Source organism: Shewanella denitrificans OS217, from assembly GCF_000013765.1.
In the GTDB taxonomy this organism is placed as follows: domain Bacteria; phylum Pseudomonadota; class Gammaproteobacteria; order Enterobacterales; family Shewanellaceae; genus Shewanella; species Shewanella denitrificans.
In genome coordinates this window covers 660,983-681,220 of the sequence record NC_007954.1, presented here as the reverse complement: position 1 = coordinate 681,220, position 20,238 = coordinate 660,983, and the positions used below count along the sequence as shown (strand labels likewise).

The window sequence follows — 20,238 nt, the reverse complement described above, 5'->3', positions numbered from 1 at the left end:
TTCTACTCCATTAGCATGCTGTTTGATATTTGTTTTACTACGGTTATGTTTTTAGGGCTTCTAATTTCTCTTCTGGTTATCAACGTGTAAACCATGCCGCTTTCTGATTCGATTTTATAGAATCTAAATTTTGCGAGGTACAAAACTGGGTGGGATGGAATATTAGAAACAACCCAAGCCACTAAAAAAATCACACCCACTGTTAATAACATCAAGCCGAAGTCAATCTCTGCTATTTTCATTATTATTGGCGATGCATAACTTCCCAGGAAGACCAACAGATAATAATCGGCAGATTCAACTTTTTTGGCCGTGAAGTTAAGGGATTCTGTCTGACCCTTAACCCAAGATAAGATCAAAAACGGAAGAGTTATCCCGATAAGAGAAATTACTATTAGCTGATACAGAAGTGCATCAACAATACCTGAATAGTACCTTACGCCAGCTAGTACAAGCAGCGTTGGTGAAAAAGCCGATACGAAGAGTATTGTTTTTAACCAGTTTCTCAAATTTATTCCTTATTCGGCTAACGTCTTAGTATTTATGCGCTGCGCTGTTTGCAGGGCATAAATCGCTTGTTGGACTTGGCCGCTGCCACATCCGTGTAAATGGGTATGAATGATGCTATAGGAATTTGCTTTTTTGCGGTAGCGGTTTTTTATACCATTTGATGGTTAATCACTTGATATCGTTTTAGCTTTCTCATGGTTTTACGCTCACTTTAGACTGATTATTGACCTTGGTTAACAGCATTTGGAGCCCACATTCAGGCTGATACTCGTATGACATTTTCTCATTGGCTCACATGATTGCGGTTGGATAAAACTGATAAGGCCGGCTCTGTAGCATTACTAAAATTGGGTCAATGTTTTGATGTTGGAGTTAGCTAGATGCCACTTTGCTAACAAGGAATGGGGCATAAACGTGCCAGAATTGATCGGCCTGACACGAGTTTTGACCAAAGCGCGTTAGCCCGAAGTCAGTGTAAAATGGCAGGATTGTATGCGTGAACCAGAGTGATTCACTGGCTCATTTTTGCACAAATGTGCGCTAGAGCATAAGTGATATTCAGTATTCTTTGGATTAATATTTCCCTGGGCTGACACATAGATATGCTCAAGGTTCATAAGTTTGTTAGATTTTCAGCTCTAATTCGTGAGTTTCGGATTAGATATTCTATTAGTAATGCCCCAAAACAATTCGCCTCAGGCAACAAGAGCGTTAATCGCTGTATCACCAAACGCGGCGACGGCTACTTACGCAAACAACTTATTCACGGTGCCAGAACCGTAGTCAGCCATGCAAGTAAGAAAAATGATGATTTAAATCAGTGGATAACCCAATTAAGAAACCGTAAAAGCATCTGCACAACTGTGGTTGCCACCGCTCATCGACTCGCTAGGCTGATGTGGATTTTATTGCACAAGCAAGTGCCCTATGCGCCGCAATACGGCGCTTATCAAGGCATAAGCCATGAAGCCAATTAACCCTGTTATCGCTATCTTGCTCAGCTCGGTCGTGCCAAGGGCTTATAGCCCGTCTGGATGATAAGAGCGGCAAGATAGCACCTAATACTCAAGGTTGTTGTTAACGATGAAGAAATGGCTCAGTCCAACCAGTGTAAGCCCGAACAGGCCAAGGATGGGGTAACCCAATCCGTATGGGTGTTTCACATTTTAAGGCGCAGTGGTACGGATTTCATTAGGGGCAGCACATTCAGACGAATGCGTGCATAGCCCGTATATATGGCAGTACAACCGCTTTTAGCGGAAATGAGTCGCATCAATAACAATGGCAGGAGTAAAGCAGTTGAACAGAAAAATAAGGCCAAAAAGCCTTCGGTGAGCAGATTATTGCCTTGACTCACCGGGAGCGTCCATATATGGCACCTTATTTTGCACCTTATTTTTATACTAACAGTACATTCACAGGGTACATCAACTCCCCTCGAAGTTGCCGATTTATTCACCTAAAAATACCGTGCAACCATCAGGGATGATGGTTAAGGCGCGTTGGGCACAGGGATGTGCTGTCGAGCCGTTAGGTATTTTTAGGTGAATATGAGGATCAACAACTTCGCGGGCGGCACAGGGGTGTTCCAAGAGGGGAGAATGCTGTTGTTTTCCCCTCTTGGCCAGTGCAGAGTGGAACCCTGCGACTTTGATCCAAACGAAGTTTGGACAGAAGTGAGCTAGAAAACTTACACTGAACTTGCCTCAAAAAGCCAGTTGATGACATTCCTGCATACTGGCTTGCCATGGTATTCACTCGTCGACACGCCGTAAACTCGTCCATGAGGGCTCGAACATCCCGTCCATGGGATGGACGGTCTTCTCGCAAACACTCATGGTTCACCTTTTTAGCATTCGTGCAATCTGTTAGCTCTTAAAATCTAGTCCCATGCCTATGTTAAGCCTAATAATACTCTCACAGGTTGCACCCATCACCCTCGAAGTTGCCGACGACTGCATGGATGCAGGAGGTAGAACGAAGCAGGATGCCCGAGTCGAAATACGACGATTAAAATCCCGTGAAACCATCAGGGCCACTCTCATCCATCCTTGGATTACATGTCATTCAGGCATCCTGCCTATCAGAAATGGTTAAGGATCAAAGGGCACAGGGGCGAATAAAAATCTACGATTTTTAGCTTATGAACGAGAGATAGGGTCAATGATGTTCCTGACTGTAATGGTCAAGTTTTTCTGGAGAGATTTTAAGCCGCTTTTTTTAACTCATTATATTTTTGATGTGGCGTCTTATAATCTATTGCCGAATGTCTGCGTTTGTAATTGTAGAACTGAATATATTGCTCAACCACGCTCACTACTGCGCTGTGATTTATAAATGCTAAATGGTTTAATCTTTCAGTCTTTAAACTCCTAAAAAATCGTTCCATCACCGCATTATCCCAGCAATTGCCTCTACGACTCATGCTTTGCTCGATACCTAAGTGTTTTAGCCGCTCTCTAAACACTTTGGCTGAGTACTGACAGCCCTGGTCGGAGTGAAACATCAATGCCTGTGTATTGGGCCTCTTACGTTGTATCGCGTTATTTAAGGCCGCTGTCGCTAATGCTGCATTGGGTTGACTTGATAAAGCATATCCAACGATCTCTTTGGTTCCTAAATCAAGCACACAGGCTAAATAACTCCAGCCTTGATGTGATTTTATATAGGTAATATCACCAACCCAGTGAGTATTATAAGTCGTAGGATTAAACTGTCGTCTAAGCAAATTAGGGGCGTAAACTTGCTCCTCACCTTGGTTAGGATAGTAATGCTTTTTCTTTGGCCTAATCGCCCTTAGCCCCAAGTTTTTCATGACCGTAGAAATAGCGTAAACACCTACTCTACAATCTAAATCAAGTAGTTCAGCCTGTATTCTTCGTTTGCCATAAGTAGAGTAAGAATCAGTGAAAACTTCCTCAACCAACTGCATAACTGACTGTTTCTTAATACTTAACGGTATTGGTTTGTAATAGAAACTACTGCAACTTATTTCGAAGGCGCGACATAACTCATTCACTTTAAACTCGGGGTTTGCTTTCTTTACTTCGCGCATCATTTTAAGTTTTGATTGTCTCGAATGAAGAAAGCTGCAGCCTTTTTTAAGATATCATTATCCCTCATGGCTTGTTTTAGTTGGGCTTCTAGAAGCTGTATTCTTCGTTGGTCTTCAGTTAATGCTTTGGCATTTTCTGGGGTTTCACCGGCTAATTCAGCTTGATACTGCACTTTCCATCTAGACACCGCAGATTTACCGGCACCTGACATATCTTCAATTTGCTTGTTGGTGTAACCCTGTTCGACCATCAGCTTGGCATATTCTAATTTTTGAAGAGGGCTGATATGGACTGCGCTTTTTCTGGTCATGTTTAATACCGATAAGATTTTGTGTATTTTAAGCTGAAAATCACTCCAGTTTCATTAGACCATTACAAGGATAATGGAATGGACCCATCCACTTTTAATCGGCCTCGCAATGGGCCACGATGTAGTTGCTAAAACTCATCAACAAAGAGGACGGGTCCACCATGAAGATTACTACAGTTGGTTTAGATATCGCAAAGTCTGTTTTTCATTTTGTTGGTGTAAACAAAGCGGGAAAACTAGTCAAAAAGAAGATGATAAAGCGTAAAGACTTGCTCCACTTTCTTGCTCAGATAGAGCCCTGCCTGGTCGTCATGGAAGCCTGTGGTGGAGCAAATTACTGGGCAAGGGAATTTGAGAAAGTAGGCCATCAAGTCAAATTAATAGCACCTCAGTATGTTGTTCCCTACAGGCAGGGAAATAAAAATGACTATAACGATGCACTTGCTATAGCGGAAGCAGCCCAAAGACCTAACATGCGCTTTGTACAACCTAAGCCCGCAGAGCAACAAGATATTCAGATGTTACACCGAATGAGAGAAAGGCTTAGCAAGCAGTCTACTGCACTGGTTAATCAGGTCAGAGGAATGCTCGCTGAGTACGGGATTGTCATCACAAAAGGAAAAGCGTCTTTTAGGTCAAAACTGCCAGATATTCTAGAAAACGCCGACAATGAGTTAACCGCCAAAGGTAGAAGCATTTTCTATCAACTGTACGAAGAGTTTAACGGTATCGAGGAGCGGCTTAAACGCTGTGACAATCAGGTGCAGCAAGAGACGAAGAACAATCATGTATGTCAGCGTTTAGAAAGTGTACCAGGTATCGGTCCTGTAACAGCAACTGCATTTTATGCCGCAGTAGGAGAAGGCAAAGACTTTACTAATGGCAGGCATTTTTCTGCATGGTGCGGCCTAGTGCCAAAACAGCACAGCAGTGGCGGTAAAGATAATTTGCTGGGGATCAGTAAACGCGGCAATGCTTATCTTCGAACTTTATTTATCCATGGAGCAAGAGCTGTCCTTTACCATAGTGATGGTAAAGGAGATAGATTTAGTCGCTGGGCAATAGCACTTGCAGAAAGGCGAGGATTTAACAGAGCTTGCGTTGCAGTGGCTAACAAGCTAGCGCGAATAGCATGGGTCATTGCAGCAAGAGAGGATGAATATCGGATGGCAGTATAAAGATCCAAAGCCGATGTTGATGTTTTAACGATAATTTTTTACCAACCACCAAGTTGCTTAGACACTTGATTTGATGATGAGACAGTCAGACTGATCTACTTAAAACCTTTTTTCGGCATAGGCTCTAAAGAAGCCGTAAGGATGATAAGGAAAGTAGAAGCACATATCCATCAGGGCCAGAGGTAATCTCATAAATAGGCCGAATATATGGGTGCAATGAACTCTTCTCAAAATTAATATCGAATGCCTTGCAAACCGGATGGGTCCATATATGCCGAGCTGGTTCTTAAACATGGATGTTGTTGGAATGCTGTTGTTTTCCCCTCTTGGCCACTCTTTATATATGGCAGGGGGAGTGGAACCCTGCGACTTTGATCCAAACGAAGTTTGGACAGAAGTGAGCTAGAAATTTACACTGAACTTGTCTGAAAAAGCCACTTGCTGAAGGCTTGAAACCTGTCACTGAAATTTCTGTATACAGGCTCGCCATGGCATTTACTCAACGACACGCAGCAAGTCCGTCCTTGGATGCTCGAACATCCCGTCCATGGGATGGACGGTCGTCTCACAAACACTCATGGTTCACCTTTTTAGCATTCGTGCAATCTGTTAGCTCTTAAAATCTAGTCCAATGCCTATGTTAACCTTAACAGTACATTCACAGGTTGCACCAACTCCCCACGACGTTAATCCAAAAGGTGAATAATCACCTTTGGTGATTGTGCTTATGAGCGAGAGGCAAGGACGCCGAACTGGCTTTTTAATATGGATGTTATTGTTTGGACATCTTGCAAACAAGCTTTGGGGCAAAAATGCGTTACTCTAACCCGTGCCAGCATTGAAAATAACGGCGGTTTTTTTGCCGGTGCCCCCCGCAGTGCCTATGTGGAATTTAGCGCTCAGTTCTAATGCGCAGCATGAGCATCAGAACTGCTCCATCAGCGCTAAGCTTTTAACCTTAGCCGATACTCATTAGGCGATAGATGCGCTAGTCTATTGCCTAATGTATTAAGTACCAAGGAACATAAAGGCCATGCAAACCTATATCATCTTACTAAGAGGCATCAATGTCGGCGGCAATAATCTGGTGCCCATGAAGGCCCTGACCCAAGTGCTCTTGGACGCGGGCTTTTGCCAAATAAAGACTTACATTCAGACGGGCAATATTTTGCTGCAAAGCCCGCATTCATCCCATGAATCCGATGGCGCTCAACTTGAACAGGATATTGCCAAGCTTATTCACACACACTTTGGTTTTACGCCCGATATCATGCAACTAAGTTTGAGTGAATTTAGCACTGCGGCGGCCAACAATCCTTATCAAGATAAGCCAGGCAACACAGTGCATTGTTACTTCTGCCAGCAATTGCCAAGCCCTGATGAAGCGCGCCTTAAAGAACTTGCCACCAGCACAGAGGAATATCGCATCGAAGGCAGAGTCTTATACTTACACGCCCCCGATGGCATAGGTCGCTCTAAGCTGGCTGCCAATATAGAAAAGTGCTTAAAGGTCCCTGCCACTGCCAGAAACCTCAACACAGTCAATAAGCTACTGGATATGGTTAACACATAGTTTAACTTGCTCGCTCTGTGTTTACTCACGCATAAGCAGCCAAAGGAAACGCTGCTCCATGCGGGGAGAGCCTATCCTGCAGCGCAATCAAATCGGCATTGATATCGAGTAAAAGCTATTTTAACCCTCGGGCCGAGAAAGGCTAATCCATAAAATTCAGACCTATAGGAGTTCTAGCCACTTAATTCAGTATCCTTGTCCGGCATATAGCCATGCCTATATTTAAAGTTTTAATTTAAACCTCCATTAAAGAAGTCAATGTAAACCCATTGTAAATGATAATGAAAATCATTACCAGTCCTTGTAGGCTATGCTAAATCCAACAAGGAAGGGACAATTAACATGTTTGAAACTATTCATTCCAGTATTTTATCCTGCATTGGCAATACCCCCATAGTGCGACTTGAGCGCTTATTTGCTGATTACCCGCAAACTGTACTCACCAAGCTCGAAATGCTCAATCCTGGTGGCAGTGTTAAGGATCGCCCCGCTCGTTATATGCTGGAGCAAGGGATCGCCAATGGCACCATCAACGACAACAGCCATATTATCGAGAGTTCATCAGGTAATCTGGCGATTGCACTGGCGATGAGTTGCTTACAGTTAGGTTTACTCTTTACTGCCGTTGTGGATCCTAAGATCTCACCAACCAATTTAAAATTGCTCGAAATTTTTGGCGCTAAAGTAGTTCAAGTCACTGAAAAAGATTGCAATAACGGCTATCTGTTAACGCGGATAAACACTGTTAATCAACTACTACTATCTACACCCAATGCCGTTTGGATCAATCAATATGCCAATCCAGACAACTGGCGCAGCCACTATTACGGTGAAGCCGAGGAAATCTTACAGCAAGTTGCTGCGCCCATTGACTATCTGGTGATAGGTGCCAGCACCTCGGGCACTTTGATGGGCATTTCTCGCCGCTTAAAAGAAGCGTATCCACAAATGCGTGTTATCGCCGTAGATATTGTCGGTTCAGTGCTTTTCGGTGGTCACTCAGCACCACGTGAATTACCCGGTATTGGTGCTAGTCGAGTGCCTGAACTGCTCAATGCCAGTGAAGTCGATGACGTAATTTACGTAGATGATTACGAATCAGCCATGGCTTGCCACCGCTTAGTCAAGACTGAAAGCATTTTTGCCGGAGGTTCGAGTGGTTCAGCAGTCGCCGCCATTGAAAAATTACTGCCACAAATTCCAGCTAACAGCACAATACTGACCTTATTTGCCGATCGCGGCGATCGCTACCTCGACTTAGTGTACGACCAAGATTGGCTCAACATGGTGAAAGCTAACCATGAGCAAAGCCTGCGAGCCCAAACACCCTTCTTAATCGAAAAAACTGCCTAATTTTTTAGCTGTATATTCAGGAAATACCATGAACATCACCACTGAACTGCGTTACCTAAGTCAATCCGATATTCGACTGCTTGGCGGCGATCATAGCCATGCATTTATGAGCGCCATTGAAGAGGGATTGCGTTTACACGCGAAGCGACAATTTGTACAACCGCTCAAACCTTACTTACGCTGGCCAGATGCGCCACACATAGCTGACCGCATTATTGCCATGCCTTGCTATCTTGGGGGCGATAATCCCATCGCGGGCATTAAATGGATTGGCTCACGTCAACATAATCCAACTAAACACCAATTACCGCGCGCCAGTGCAGTGATCATCTTAAATGATGCTGAAACTAACTACCCAGTGGCGATTCTTGAAGCGAGTTTAATCAGCGCCATGCGCACCGCGGCGATCACGGGTATTGCGACTAAATATTTAGCTAAAGAAAACTTTAAAGAAGTCAGCATCATCGGCTGCGGCCCCATTGCGCAAATGCAAGTGCAAACGCTGCTAGAACAATATCCGCAGATAATGATAGTGAACTTGTACGATCTCAACCCAGCCGCCGCTGATATGTTGATCAGCCAATTTGCTACGCGCTTCCCTAATGTTCACTTTACCATTCAAGCCAGTGCTGAAGCCGCGGTCAAATGTGCCGAAGTGCTGGTCACCTGCACGGTATCGGATGCACCATATATCCCGTTCTCCTGGCTACAACCAGGTTGTTTCGTTTCTAACATTTCCATTATGGATATCGAGAAGGATGTGTTCTTAAAAGCCGACAAAGTCATTGTCGATGATTGGGACCAATCTAATCGCGAAAAGAAAGTCATCAATCAATTGGTTGAAGAAGGCTTATTTAGCCGTGAGCAACTCCACGCCGAACTTGGCGACATTCTCACAGGTGAAGTTGGCGGACGTGATAATGACGATGAGATCATTCTGCTGAACCCTATGGGAATGGCGATTGATGATATTGTCTGTGCTCGCTGGTTCTATCAAGCCGCGCTAGCCAAAGACATTGGTACTCGCTTACCACTGTTTTAACCTAAGGAGCGCGACATGCAACATTGGCAAACTGCTCAACTCAATTCGTTGATTGCTGCATTGTATTTAGAAAATTTCGCCAATTTTCGCCATTTTTGTCACCTCGATGGTGAAAAACTGTTGATTACCTTAGACCCATCGCGCACTTTAAAGCTATCAGTCCGACAACCGACAAGGGCAACCTGCCTGCTACCTATGGTGATTAAGGATGAGTCTGTCATCCTCATCGTGGAAGGCGGCGAGCATGCCAGTCGGGTGACCTTGTACGACATGCTTAACGTGTTGACGAGTGCCCATTGGTGGCCCGAAAGCACTCAGGCGAAAGCCATCAATTTGTGGCACCAAGCACTGCAAGGTCGAACAGCATTGGCAAACTTGCCGGCGCTAAGTTCGGTTTCGCTTGAGCAAGCAAGCTTGTCTGAAACTACGTTTGAAACTGTAATGGAATATAGGGCGATGCAGATTGATCGCCCAAATCATCCTTTTGCCCACGCTAAAGGTTCATTGCAGGCCTTGCTTGGCCAAAGCAGTACAGAGATTGATTGGTGGGCGTTGCCCAAAGAGCACATTTTTACCCAGCAAATCACAGGGCCGGCAATGGCACTACTGAATCGTGAACAGCAACATGATATCGCAGTGAAAATGCGCGCTTTATTCGCAGAAGATGCGACTCTTTATCTCGCGTTACCCGCCTTGAAAAGTGAACGCCCCATCATCAGCTTACTGCCAGCTGCCGTTTGTCTTAATACTCAAACACTTGTACAGAGCACGACTAGCTCATTGCGAAGCTTTCAGTTTACGGCCAGGCAACACGTCAAGTTTGCTACCAGTCAAACCACCTTAGGTGCTAAGCGCACTATGCCACCGCGTTACTTACATAATGGCGATGCCGCATATCAACTACTGCAGGCACTAGTATTACGAAGTGCGGTAGTGGCTGATTTACTGCAATTGTGTGATGAGCGCGCTTGGTGGAGCACAGGGAGCGAGCACAATCTGATCGCTTGTCAGGGAGAGTTTGCGGTACAAATGCGCAGTTTCCCCGCCACAGGGCTGGCCAAATTACCACGCTTTACCATGGCGGCACTCAATCATCCGCAGAGCTGGCTATGGCTTAAAGCCCAAGGTTTTTCACTACCCGCACTGTGGATGCAACTGTTAACTGGTTTTGTGCAGCTGCATCTCACACTATGGCAGTACGGTGTATTACCGGAATGTCATGGCCAAAATCTACAGGTTTGGCTAGACGATAGTGGCAGTTGGCGTTTTATTTTACGCGATCACGACACCTTAAGAATTTGCCCCACACAGTTACAGCATCAAGGCATGGAGGTGCCGGACTATAAAATAAACTGGCACACACCCAACACCTTAGTCCTACCCGATTTAGCAGCCCTACTGGCTTATTTCACGACACTAGGGGTGCAAGTTAACCTCTATCCGATCGCCAAAGCACTGGAAAGTATCGGTGAATACCATGAAACACAATTCTGGCAGCAGCTCAGAGAGTGCGTTGCCAACGTTGCCAAAACCTTGCCAACTGAAGAACGAACCGTACTAGAAAGCAACCTATTGCATGCACAGGAGTGGCCATTCAAAGCCATTATTGCCCCCTTACTCCATGCCAATGAAAGCGCAACCGGTATGCCAAGTGCGCTTTACCGTATCGATAATCCCTTGATAGCGCACAGTAAGGAACTGTATGCGTAACACATTTTACACTTTGCTCTGCATACAGTTTCTCGTCACTTTTGCATTGATGCTGCTGATCCCTGTGATGCCACTTTATTTACAGCAATTAAATAATAATGTGCCATTGTCAGGCTTTTGGTCAGCCGCCGCGATAGCTGCCCCCGCTATCGGTGCGCTCTTGAGTGCGCCGATGATCGGCAAAGGCTGTGACCGCTTCGAGAAAAAAACCATGCTGATGCTGACCCAGTGCCTCTTTGTGATATCGCTGTTCGCCATGGCATTGGCTTCCAGTCTTATCAGCTTTTTAGTTGCTCGTTTATTGCTGGGGTTTGCCGGGATTTCTGTGGTGCTTACGGTCTACTTCTGTCATGCCAGCTATCAGAGCGAAGCGCTGCAACTGGCTAAACAACAGCGTGCCATCGCACTGGCTTGTCTATTTGGACCATTAGTGGGTGGTTATGCGCTAGACAGTCTCAGCATGCACGCCTTATTACTATTTTCCGCGATAAGCAGTGCGGTTTTGCTGGGAATATCCACTGTGATAGTCCGTGACCTTGTGCAGCCTCAGCCCCCTGCAGAGCCCTCTGTGATCAACGCCCGCTTATGGTCTTGGCCCTTGGTAGGTTGGCTTGCGGCAGGTTGTGCTGTGCAGGCGGCCGCTTTTGCCTTGGTGGTGGCGTTTGCCTTGTATTACCAAGCTCAGTGGCCAGGCACTGAGCACATTGCCAGTCAAATTGGTGCACTTCACGCCACAGCTTGGTTGGCGACGTTTTTGTTTGCCGGTTTTTGGGGTAAGCGTAATCAATCTGGCAATCCAAGGTTTAACTTCATGTTAGCCAGTGCAGGCTGTGGCCTAGCACTCCTGTGTATACCTTGGGTAAATCAATTATGGCTATTTATGCTAGCCCGTTTTTGCCAAGGTGCTTGTTTTGCAGCTTTACCACAAACCCTATTTTTACAGATCAGCAAAATTTGCCCGATTAATCAACGTGGTGCGGCGCTAGGTTTAGCACGCAGTAGCCAAGTTGTGGGGCAACTGCTTGGGCCGCTCTCAGTCGCGCTAGTGTATGACCAGTTTGGTGCAAACTCAGTGCTTTGGCCTGTGGTGTTGTGGTTTTTTGCTGGTAGCTGTTTCGTGATCCTTCCAACCCTATTTACTTCAACTTCATTTAAAGTGACATCAATATGATCTGGACAAGTTTACAGAAAAAGCTTTCTGAACAATATCTTAATACGTATTTTCGTGAATTAGAAATTGATCTGGCGCAGTATGGTGACAAGCATCATGCTTATAGAGTTCCCCTGACTGACGGCATAACGCAGTTATGCTTCAGCATTAATCATTTCTCCAGTAGTGGTTATCACAGTTATCACTATCCAATACAGCTACAACAGGGATCCAGCATCAACTCGATTACCGATGTTGATCAGCTCGTCTCCTTGCTCTGTGATGCACTCACCACCATTAGTCATCCAGCGGCAACTCAACAACTATTGGGTAGTATTCGTAATAGCTTGGCACAGAGCACTTACTTTACCGAGGCGCGTCGTTCACTGGTGCATATGGGTACCATTGCTGGCGACTTTATTGCCGCTGAGCAAGGCCTATTACTGGGGCATCCATTTCATGTCACATCAAAAGCGATGCAAGGTTTTAATGATGCGGATCTGCGGCGCTACAGCCCGGAATTAGGCGCTGCATTTAAACTCCACTACTTTGCCGTTGCCCCTACCCTGATGCTTGAGCGTCCACTTCAAGGCAGCGAAATCCCCCAAGACAGTAGCGCAGTGACCGCAGCTAACGCCTTATTAGCCTCAGCTTTCCAGCACTATACTTTATTGCCTTGCCATCCTTGGCAAGCTAACTATTTACTCGATAAACCAGAATTACAGCCATACCTGCGGGACGAAAGTATCTTATCCCTTGGCCCGCTCGGAGAAACCGTTTGGCCCACGTCGTCAGTACGTACCGTGTTTGCTCCCAACTTAGGTTTGTTTATTAAACTCAGCCTAGATGTACGGATCACTAATTTTATTCGCAACAATCCACCCAGCCATTTAGCGCGAGCAATGGATGCGAGCGATTACTTATGCCAACACCAGCTATGTGATGCTATTCCTGGGTTACTTGTACTACCAGAACTTGGCGCCCATAGTTTGGCGATTACTGGGTTGGAAGCCTCTTTCGCCGTACTTTATCGCCAAGGTCTAACGCCAGCGCAAACTCGTCATACCCGAGTGGTTGCCAGTTTAGTGGAGGAGTGCCCGCTAACAGGGCAATTGCCGCTGGCCGAATTTATCTGTGAAGCGGCTGCCGATCATGGCACAACACCCAATGCAGAGTTTGTCTGTTCTTGGTGGCGCGCCTATGTTTATGCTTCATTACTGCCAGCATTACAGTTATTTGCAAAAAGTGGGGTCAGTCTTGAAGCGCATCTACAGAACAGTCTGATGCTGTTTACCAATGGCTGGCCCACAACCTTAGTCGTGCGTGATATGGAAGGTGCCAGCATAGCCCCGCGAGCTGAGTTTGCATTAGCACCGGACAGTCATGCGAGTTACACCGAGTCACAGGCTTGGTTCCGCTTTCAGTACTATGTCTTGGTCAATCACGTTGCCCATGTGCTTAGTGCGATTGCCCGCCATTTCCCCGTTCGCGAAACTCAGCTTTGGCAAGTATGTGCCGAGATATTACGCGATAAACACTTAGCAATGGCGTTGCAACCTTATTGCAAGCAGTTACTGCAAGCAACGCACTTGCCTGCAAAAGGGAATTTATTGAGTACCTTAAAGGGCTGCGGTGAAGCGCCTGTTTGGGTGAATATTCCTAATCCGCTAGCCTTACTAAATGACGTATATATATCACCGAGTGCATGGCAACGCAGTGAAAGTCGAGTGCTAAGTCAGCTATTAGAAGCCCTGTGTTATGAGCAGTTATTGTCACTCGATTGGCATGGGGGAATCGCACACATCCGAATAACGCCAACTCTGGCATACCAGTTTAAGGCCGACTATACCGCCCATTTTAACCGGTTGCGCATTGACCCCAACTCCCTAATACGCCTTGCAGAACATCATTACCAACAACCTAGCCTAGCAACGCTATTGAAAGATTTGGGGCAGTTACAACTTACAGATCAGCACGCATGGCTGCGTTTTAGTGATGAACTGTACCAAACAACAGCCAAACACGCGCAAGTCCTCGCTGCCGACGCCCACGGTTTACTTCGCGACTTGCCCTATGTCACCCTAGAAGCCAAGGTGAACAATGGTCACTTATATCACCCAAGCTTTAAGTCTCGCCTCGGCTTCACCTTGGCAGACAATGCACAGTTTGGTCCTGAACTCGCCAGCCCCTTTACCTTACAATGGCTAGCAGTCAGTAAATCGCAGGCACGTTTCAACGCTTTAGCTGAATATGCAGATGGGACTTTATTGCTGCAGAGTTTTACAACAGCGCAGCAAAGGGAGCTATCAAGAGAATTAGCCACGCAGGGATTATCACTCGACACTGTGTACTTAGTACCGGTCCATCCTTGGCAATGGCAGCACATAGGTGCCTTGTATTTTGCGCGTGTGCCTGGCGTATATACGCTGAAATGCAATGGCCCACATTATCTGCCGCAACAATCTATTCGCACCTTAAGTCATGCCGATCACCCCCAAAGCTTGTCGGTGAAACTCGCCCTGAGTATCACCAACACGTCAACCTCGCGGGTGTTAGCCCCCCATACCGTGGCGAATGCCAGTGCCATCAGTGATTGGTTGAGCCTGTGTGTTGCAGACAATTTTGCATGGCAACAAGTGCGTAAGCCTTTGTTATTACGTGAAGTGGCAGGGTTAAGCATTGCAGGCCAAAACGCATTACCCGCCGAATATGGCGCATTGGCTTGTATCTGGCGTGAAAGCATTGAGAGCAAAATCAGCACTATGCAGCGAGCCGTTCCCGTCACTAGCTTGACGCAATTGGATAACGATGGCCAACCGCTGATCGCACCTTGGATAGCAAAACATGGTTTAAGCCACTGGTTGCAGCAGTTAATCGACGTGGCTTTCATTCCGGTTATGCACTTACTCTGGCATCACGGTCTCGCCATGGAGTCCCATGCGCAAAATATGATATTGGTTTTGGAAAATGATTTACCCGTTCAAGTGGCGCTCAAGGATTTCCACGACGGCGTACGCTATAACCCCGCATGGTTAGCCAATCCCGATCTCTTACCGCAATTAACCGATGCCCCAGCGGCACATGCTGCGGTTAACCCTAACTCATTTCTAGTAACCACAGAGGCAGATGAGCTACGTGATTTTACCCAAGATGCCTTGTGCTTTGTTAATTTGGGTGAGCTTGGCTGGTTTATTGAGCAACACTTTGGCCTAAGTGGCGAAGCATTCTGGCAATCAGTGGCCAAGCGAGTCATGCATTATCAGACTAAACACCCTGAGCTTAAGGCGCGTTTTGCCTTGTTTGACTTTTTTGCCCCGCAAATTGCGGTCGAGCAACTCGCCAGTCGCCGCTTTTTGCCAGAACAGCGCCTACGGGTCATGGCGGTAGATAATCCGCTGCACATTGCACAGCAACAAATGGCGTTCAACATGACTAAAAATAGCCGAAACGAGGTGACTAGATGACGCCGTTAGCCTTAAAACAACGTTTGAGTAGTGCATCGCCGACCTTTGGAGTGTTTAGCTCAATAGCCAGCTGCGTTGCATTCGAGCAACTCGCGCTTGCGGGTTACGACTATGTGATTATCGACGTAGAACACACGCTATTTAATCCAGCGCAACTGGACAGTCTATTGCTGGCGGCAAAAGCTTCGGGTATCAGTGCGTTAGTGCGCATCCCGAATTCACGCTGGGATTGGATTGCACCGCTGCTCGATGCGGGTGCCACAGGCATTATCGCCGCTAATATTAAAACGGCAGCAGAAGCAGAAGCTCTGGTGGCTGCCAGTTATTATTATCCACTGGGTAAAAGAGGCCTCAACAGCACCCGCTTTAACGGTTACGCCAGCCAAGATTTGGCAGCGAGTAACACAGCAGCAAACACGAAAATCGTATTGATTGCTATGATAGAGAGCCGTGAAGGCCTCGCCAATGCCAGTGCTATCACAGCTGTCACTGGTATTGACGCCATTCTGGAAGGGGCAGCCGATCTTTCTCAAGATTTAGGTTTACCTTGGCAAACCCAACACCCCGACGTCAAATCAGCACTACAAGATCTGCAAACCGTTTGTGCCCGTCAAAGTTGCGGCTACATAGCTTTGCCGCGACAACTGCCAGATATCAGCCAGTGGCGTATGCGTGGCATCCATCATTTTGTGCTGGGTGACGATCGCAGCATTATGCGCCGTGCCCATCAACAACATCTCAATGCCTATTTACAGGAGTACCAACTCGGTGGTTAATAGCAAACTTATCGGCGACTATATTGCCGAGCAACACAGCGAAGTCTGTGCTTTTATTTACGACTTAGATCAACTCAGTGCCCATATACGCACTATGACAAGTCGTTTACCTAAACAAGTAGATTGTTACTACGCGATTAAGGCCAATAGTGATAGCGCCATCCTCCGCGCATTGTTGCCACATGTTTACGGCTTCGAAGTGGCTTCGATGGGGGAAATCGAAAAGGTCCGGGCGATAAGCCAGAATGTGCCGATCGCTTTTGGTGGACCAGGTAAAACCATTACCGAATTAACCCGTGCACTGACACTCAATGTTCAGTTATATCATCTCGAAAGTGAACTGCAATTAGCACGTTTAAATCAACTGGCTAAAGAGCAAAATCAGCTCGTCCGCTGTTTGCTGCGCGTGAATCCGTACTTTGACTTACCGAGTGCGACGCTGCAAATGGCAGGTCAGGCGACCCAATTTGGCATTGATGAACGGGAATTATTGGCACTACTGCCACGCCTTGGGGACTATCCGAATATTCAAGTTGAAGGACTCCATTTTCACTGTTTATCGAACAATCTCGACGCGGTTAAACATGTAACCTTAGTCAGGCACTACCTACAAACGGCCAGTACTTGGGCGGCCCAGTTTGGATTGACATGGACCACAGTGAACATAGGCGGTGGTATTGGGGTCACCTATCAAGGGGAAACTGAGTTTGACTTCCCCCTCTACGCCGAGCAGCTGACGCTGCTGTGTCGTGACTATCCACAACTACATCTAGCGACTGAGTGTGGCCGCTATATCAGCGCCGATTGTGGTGTGTATTTAACAGAAGTGACCGATATAAAATTGAGTCACAATGAGTATTTTGCAGTACTGCGTGGTGGTACTCATCACTTCCGTTTGCCTTCATCATGGCAACATAGTCATCCCTTCAAGATCTACCCTCGAGAAACTTGGCATTATCCCTTCACGCGGCCATCGGTGACCGATACAGCAATCACACTATGCGGAGAGCTCTGCACGCCCAAAGATGTGTTGGCAAAAAACGTACATGTTGCTCAGCTGAAAGTCGCAGATGTCATAGTCTTTCAGAAGGCCGGCGCCTATGGATGGCATATTTCTCACCATGACTTTCTAAGCCACCCTCACCCGCAACGATTGTACATTAAGGAAAATCAATTCATGAAGAATGGAGACGACCATGTTGCTCAATAAGACACTGAGTTTTTTAGTACCTTCAACGCTAAAACCGAATGAAGAAATCCTACCCGATCGCGTTGCTTGGTTGAGCAAAAAAATCCAAACTGAGCAACTATGGCGAGTCCCTATTACTGTCGACAGTCGAAGCATGTCAATTATGGATGGACACCATAGGTACACAGTGGCGATGCAGTTAGGTCTAGCAAAAGTCCCCTGCCTGCTATTGTCATACGAAGAGGTCGAATTCTGGAGTACTCATCCTAACATTCAACTCACCCCACACATGGTTGTAGAGTATGCCAACAAAGGAATACGTTTACCGCCTAAAAGCACACGCCATCAATTTAAGACACCACTCCCAGACTGTAACGTGTCACTGAAGTTACTTTTTGACTGACACTTGCATCACTCAAACATACTTTTGAATGACATTTACATTGTTTACACCCGGTCATTATTGATAATGGTTACTATTCGCAGTAGCATTGCCGCAATTTTTAAAACTAAGAGTCTAACGTCATTATGAATCACACTTTCTCTGTTATTTCACTTGCAGTTGTAGGATCTTTGCTCTCGCTCCCCTTAGTTGCATTTGCAGATGATGGTATTGAACGAATTGCAATCCACGCAGAGCGTATGCCCAGTGAGCTAAACGCTATTGCTCGAAGCGTTTCAGTCATTGACGAAAACATGCTACGCCAACAATTCGCGACGGCTAACAATCTCGCTGAAGTGCTCGCGAAAGTGGTACCCGGCATGGCACCCCCCAGTCCCGCGCTGTCCAACTTTGGCACGACAATACGTGGTCGTAATGCCTTAGTATTAATTGACGGTGTTCCCATGAACACCAATCGTAATATCTCACGCGATTTACACAACTTGCACCCAAGCCAAGTTGCCCGTGTGGAAATTTTTCGTGGGGGTAATGCACTTTTTGGCAGTGGGGCAACGGGCGGTGTGATCTACATTCATACCAAAACAGGCCAAGCCGAAAGTCAGCAACACTCTAGAATCGGTTTAAAATCTAGCTTAAATGAATTGAGTGGTGATGCACTCAGCTACCTTGTTAGCCATGCGAGTAGCGGTGAGGCTCAAGGCTGGCTCTACCGTGTTGCGGGTAGTACGGAAAAAACAAATGGCTATTATGATGCCGATGGTGACCGTTTAGCACCAGAGCCAAGCCAAGGTGATAGCTATGATAGCCCAATTTATAGCCTTGATACCAAGGTCAGCAAAGAATGGGATAATCAAAAACTGACGCTGTCAGCACTTTGGTACTCATTAGAGCAAGATTCTGACTATGCCAGCGATCCTTCTGCAGCAACAGAGCCCTACATTACTAAGGCTCGTGCAATTAAAGGCTTGCAACTTGATAAACAGAACGAAATTAAAAACCTCGTCCTTAACGCTCAATATCAAAGGCTATTAACCGAAGACGCCACCCTTCATACGCAAGCGTATTACCGAGATTACGCAGCACGCTTCGCACCGTTTGATGGCCGTCCTTTTGCTACATGGGATCATCTGGCACAGACCTATTTAGAAAGCAGTAATATAGGCCTTCGAATAACCATTAACACTCAGTTAAGCGATAGCATTGAACTGGATTGGGGCTTAGATACCAATGATGAACGTAGTGAAATGCCCGTCACCACTTATGATGGCCAAGTATATGATGATTCGAACGGTTTAGTATTTCAGCCACTAGGGGATAAAGATTTTGTACCCGAGATTAGCCATAAGTCACTAGCGGGCTTTACACAAATCCGCGCAAAAATTAGCAATCAATTTTCCGTTGAAGGCGGATTACGTTATGAACGTATCGACGCCAGCTTTAAGCCGTTTGTCACCTTAGGCTCACAAACTGCGGTACCCGGTAGCAGCTACGACTACAGCTCATTTGTTTATAATCTAGGGGGTACATACAATATTAACGATGATCACACCCTATATTTTGCCACGAATGAAGGTTACGACCTCCCAGACATAGGTCTACAAATTCGCTACGCAAGCAGCCAATTTGATCTTAGTCAGTCTAATTTAGAACCCGTTGAGACAACAGATTATGAGCTTGGCTGGCGCGGTGTGGTTGGCCCAATTGCCGCTAACTTTGCTTATTTTACTTCAAGCTCAGATTTGGGGAACGTCAAAAGCGAAAATATGGGGCTGGCTCTCTCACGCAATAAAGTGCGTATCGATGGCTTTGAGGCATCAGCTAACTACCAAATTAATACCGCTTGGTCTGTTGATATAAATTACAGTTATATCAATGGTGAGGAAAAACCTGATGGTAAAATTGATTACACGACTATGAATGGTTTTAGCATCCCACCTAATAAGCTGGCGGCGGTGTTAGGTTATGAATCGGATAGTGGTTGGAATAGCCAATTAACTTGGCTAAATGTCGCAGGTAAGGACTATCGCCTTGATGGGAAAAACGCCTTTGGCCGTCGTGATACCGAGAGCTACAATGTATTAGACTGGCAAAATAGCTTTGAACTTGGCGCAGGAATGTTGACAATTGGCATTGAAAACCTACTAAACGAACAGTATTTTTCGCTATACAGCCAGTTACAGCGTAACTCAAATAACACAAGTTCAATCCCAGGCCGAGGCCGTACACTGTCTTTACAATACCAATTTAATTGGTGATCCCTAACAAGATGGTAGTTAGCGTCAAATTAAGCGGCTAATTGTTTAAACACAACAGCTAGCCGCTTAAACTTCAAGCATTTATTAGGATGATAGTTGATTCTGTTCAGGGAAAACAAGATGATGTCATCGTTTACTGCCCTTAAGTCAGTCGCTTTCGTTACATCCTCAGCAGATTTTGAGGCCACTTTTTTATCAAATAAAAACGGGGTTACGCTCCAATATCGTCCCGATTGAACAAGCAAGCGATGAGTTAAGGCGCGCTAACA

The 20,238-nt window shown here is 46.1% G+C and carries 14 protein-coding genes and 2 pseudogenes; 13 read left to right on the top strand and 3 right to left on the bottom strand.

Annotated features, from left to right (window positions below):
* Window positions 1–2: 2 nt before the first annotated feature.
* Window positions 3–509 (bottom strand): hypothetical protein, encoded by a 507-nt coding sequence (locus SDEN_RS03125; RefSeq protein WP_011495051.1) that lies wholly within the window; start codon window positions 507–509, stop codon window positions 3–5.
* A gap of 681 nt (window positions 510–1,190) precedes the next feature.
* Between SDEN_RS03125 and SDEN_RS03120 the strand changes: the two are divergent.
* Window positions 1,191–1,487 (top strand): annotated as a pseudogene (locus tag SDEN_RS03120) (transposase); the annotation flags it as partial.
* Window positions 1,488–2,716: 1,229 nt separating this feature from the next.
* Here SDEN_RS03120 and SDEN_RS03110 read toward each other — a convergent pair.
* A protein-coding gene (locus SDEN_RS03110; RefSeq protein WP_086022093.1) for an IS3-like element ISSde8 family transposase occupies window positions 2,717–3,876 on the bottom strand; the annotation gives its coding sequence in 2 pieces (ribosomal slippage) (window positions 2,717–3,618 and window positions 3,618–3,876; 1,161 coding nt in all).
* A 161-nt stretch (window positions 3,877–4,037) separates the two neighbouring features.
* Here SDEN_RS03110 and SDEN_RS03100 point away from each other — a divergent pair.
* From SDEN_RS03100 to SDEN_RS03050, 12 genes are all read left to right on the top strand, one after another.
* Window positions 4,038–5,054 (top strand): IS110-like element ISSde4 family transposase, encoded by a 1,017-nt coding sequence (locus SDEN_RS03100; RefSeq protein ID WP_011495048.1) that lies wholly within the window; start codon window positions 4,038–4,040, stop codon window positions 5,052–5,054.
* A gap of 765 nt (window positions 5,055–5,819) precedes the next feature.
* Window positions 5,820–5,963 carry a hypothetical protein gene (locus tag SDEN_RS20465; protein ID WP_157599820.1) on the top strand — a complete coding sequence of 48 codons (144 nt, stop codon included), beginning with the start codon at window positions 5,820–5,822 and terminating at the stop codon, window positions 5,961–5,963.
* 124 nt (window positions 5,964–6,087) lie between these two features.
* On the top strand, window positions 6,088–6,627 hold the full coding sequence (locus tag SDEN_RS03095) for a DUF1697 domain-containing protein (protein WP_011495047.1): 540 nt from the start codon (window positions 6,088–6,090) through the stop codon (window positions 6,625–6,627).
* A 342-nt stretch (window positions 6,628–6,969) separates the two neighbouring features.
* Entirely contained in the window at window positions 6,970–7,980 is a 1,011-nt protein-coding gene (gene sbnA / locus SDEN_RS03090; RefSeq protein ID WP_011495046.1) for a 2,3-diaminopropionate biosynthesis protein SbnA, read from the top strand.
* Window positions 7,981–8,008: 28 nt separating this feature from the next.
* Entirely contained in the window at window positions 8,009–9,022 is a 1,014-nt protein-coding gene (sbnB, locus tag SDEN_RS03085; protein WP_011495045.1) for a 2,3-diaminopropionate biosynthesis protein SbnB, read from the top strand.
* A 15-nt stretch (window positions 9,023–9,037) separates the two neighbouring features.
* Window positions 9,038–10,732, top strand: a complete 1,695-nt coding sequence (locus SDEN_RS03080; protein ID WP_011495044.1) for an IucA/IucC family C-terminal-domain containing protein — start codon at window positions 9,038–9,040, stop codon at window positions 10,730–10,732.
* The gene (locus SDEN_RS03075) at window positions 10,725–11,903 is read left to right on the top strand and encodes an MFS transporter (RefSeq protein ID WP_011495043.1); all 1,179 of its coding nucleotides are present in this window, start codon (window positions 10,725–10,727) and stop codon (window positions 11,901–11,903) included. Before SDEN_RS03080 ends, SDEN_RS03075 begins: the two co-directional genes overlap by 8 nt.
* The gene (locus tag SDEN_RS03070) at window positions 11,900–15,346 is read left to right on the top strand and encodes an IucA/IucC family protein (protein WP_011495042.1); all 3,447 of its coding nucleotides are present in this window, start codon (window positions 11,900–11,902) and stop codon (window positions 15,344–15,346) included. The genes SDEN_RS03075 and SDEN_RS03070 overlap by 4 nt, the downstream gene beginning before the upstream one ends.
* The gene (locus tag SDEN_RS03065) at window positions 15,343–16,122 is read left to right on the top strand and encodes an HpcH/HpaI aldolase family protein (protein ID WP_011495041.1); all 780 of its coding nucleotides are present in this window, start codon (window positions 15,343–15,345) and stop codon (window positions 16,120–16,122) included. The genes SDEN_RS03070 and SDEN_RS03065 overlap by 4 nt, the downstream gene beginning before the upstream one ends.
* Window positions 16,115–17,332 (top strand): type III PLP-dependent enzyme, encoded by a 1,218-nt coding sequence (locus SDEN_RS03060; RefSeq protein ID WP_011495040.1) that lies wholly within the window; start codon window positions 16,115–16,117, stop codon window positions 17,330–17,332. Before SDEN_RS03065 ends, SDEN_RS03060 begins: the two co-directional genes overlap by 8 nt.
* Window positions 17,319–17,714: a ParB N-terminal domain-containing protein gene (locus SDEN_RS03055; RefSeq protein ID WP_049762935.1), complete on the top strand. Its 396-nt coding sequence runs from the start codon at window positions 17,319–17,321 to the stop codon at window positions 17,712–17,714. The genes SDEN_RS03060 and SDEN_RS03055 overlap by 14 nt, the downstream gene beginning before the upstream one ends.
* A gap of 125 nt (window positions 17,715–17,839) precedes the next feature.
* A complete protein-coding gene (locus tag SDEN_RS03050; protein WP_011495038.1) occupies window positions 17,840–19,969 on the top strand; it encodes a TonB-dependent receptor in 2,130 nt (709 codons plus the stop codon).
* A gap of 29 nt (window positions 19,970–19,998) precedes the next feature.
* Here SDEN_RS03050 and SDEN_RS21005 read toward each other — a convergent pair.
* Window positions 19,999–20,133: pseudogene (locus SDEN_RS21005) on the bottom strand (IS30 family transposase); the annotation flags it as partial.
* Window positions 20,134–20,238: the final 105 nt, after the last annotated feature.

Coding starts and splice junctions, on each gene's coding strand:
- SDEN_RS03065 (WP_011495041.1), top strand. CDS start 15,343: ATGACGCCGTTAGCCTTAAAACAACGTTTGAGTAGTGCATCGCCGACC.
- SDEN_RS03100 (WP_011495048.1), top strand. CDS start 4,038: ATGAAGATTACTACAGTTGGTTTAGATATCGCAAAGTCTGTTTTTCAT.
- SDEN_RS20465 (WP_157599820.1), top strand. CDS start 5,820: ATGGATGTTATTGTTTGGACATCTTGCAAACAAGCTTTGGGGCAAAAA.
- SDEN_RS03050 (WP_011495038.1), top strand. CDS start 17,840: ATGAATCACACTTTCTCTGTTATTTCACTTGCAGTTGTAGGATCTTTG.
- sbnA (WP_011495046.1), top strand. CDS start 6,970: ATGTTTGAAACTATTCATTCCAGTATTTTATCCTGCATTGGCAATACC.
- sbnB (WP_011495045.1), top strand. CDS start 8,009: ATGAACATCACCACTGAACTGCGTTACCTAAGTCAATCCGATATTCGA.
- SDEN_RS03055 (WP_049762935.1), top strand. CDS start 17,319: ATGTTGCTCAATAAGACACTGAGTTTTTTAGTACCTTCAACGCTAAAA.
- SDEN_RS03080 (WP_011495044.1), top strand. CDS start 9,038: ATGCAACATTGGCAAACTGCTCAACTCAATTCGTTGATTGCTGCATTG.
- SDEN_RS03070 (WP_011495042.1), top strand. CDS start 11,900: ATGATCTGGACAAGTTTACAGAAAAAGCTTTCTGAACAATATCTTAAT.
- SDEN_RS03095 (WP_011495047.1), top strand. CDS start 6,088: ATGCAAACCTATATCATCTTACTAAGAGGCATCAATGTCGGCGGCAAT.
- SDEN_RS03075 (WP_011495043.1), top strand. CDS start 10,725: ATGCGTAACACATTTTACACTTTGCTCTGCATACAGTTTCTCGTCACT.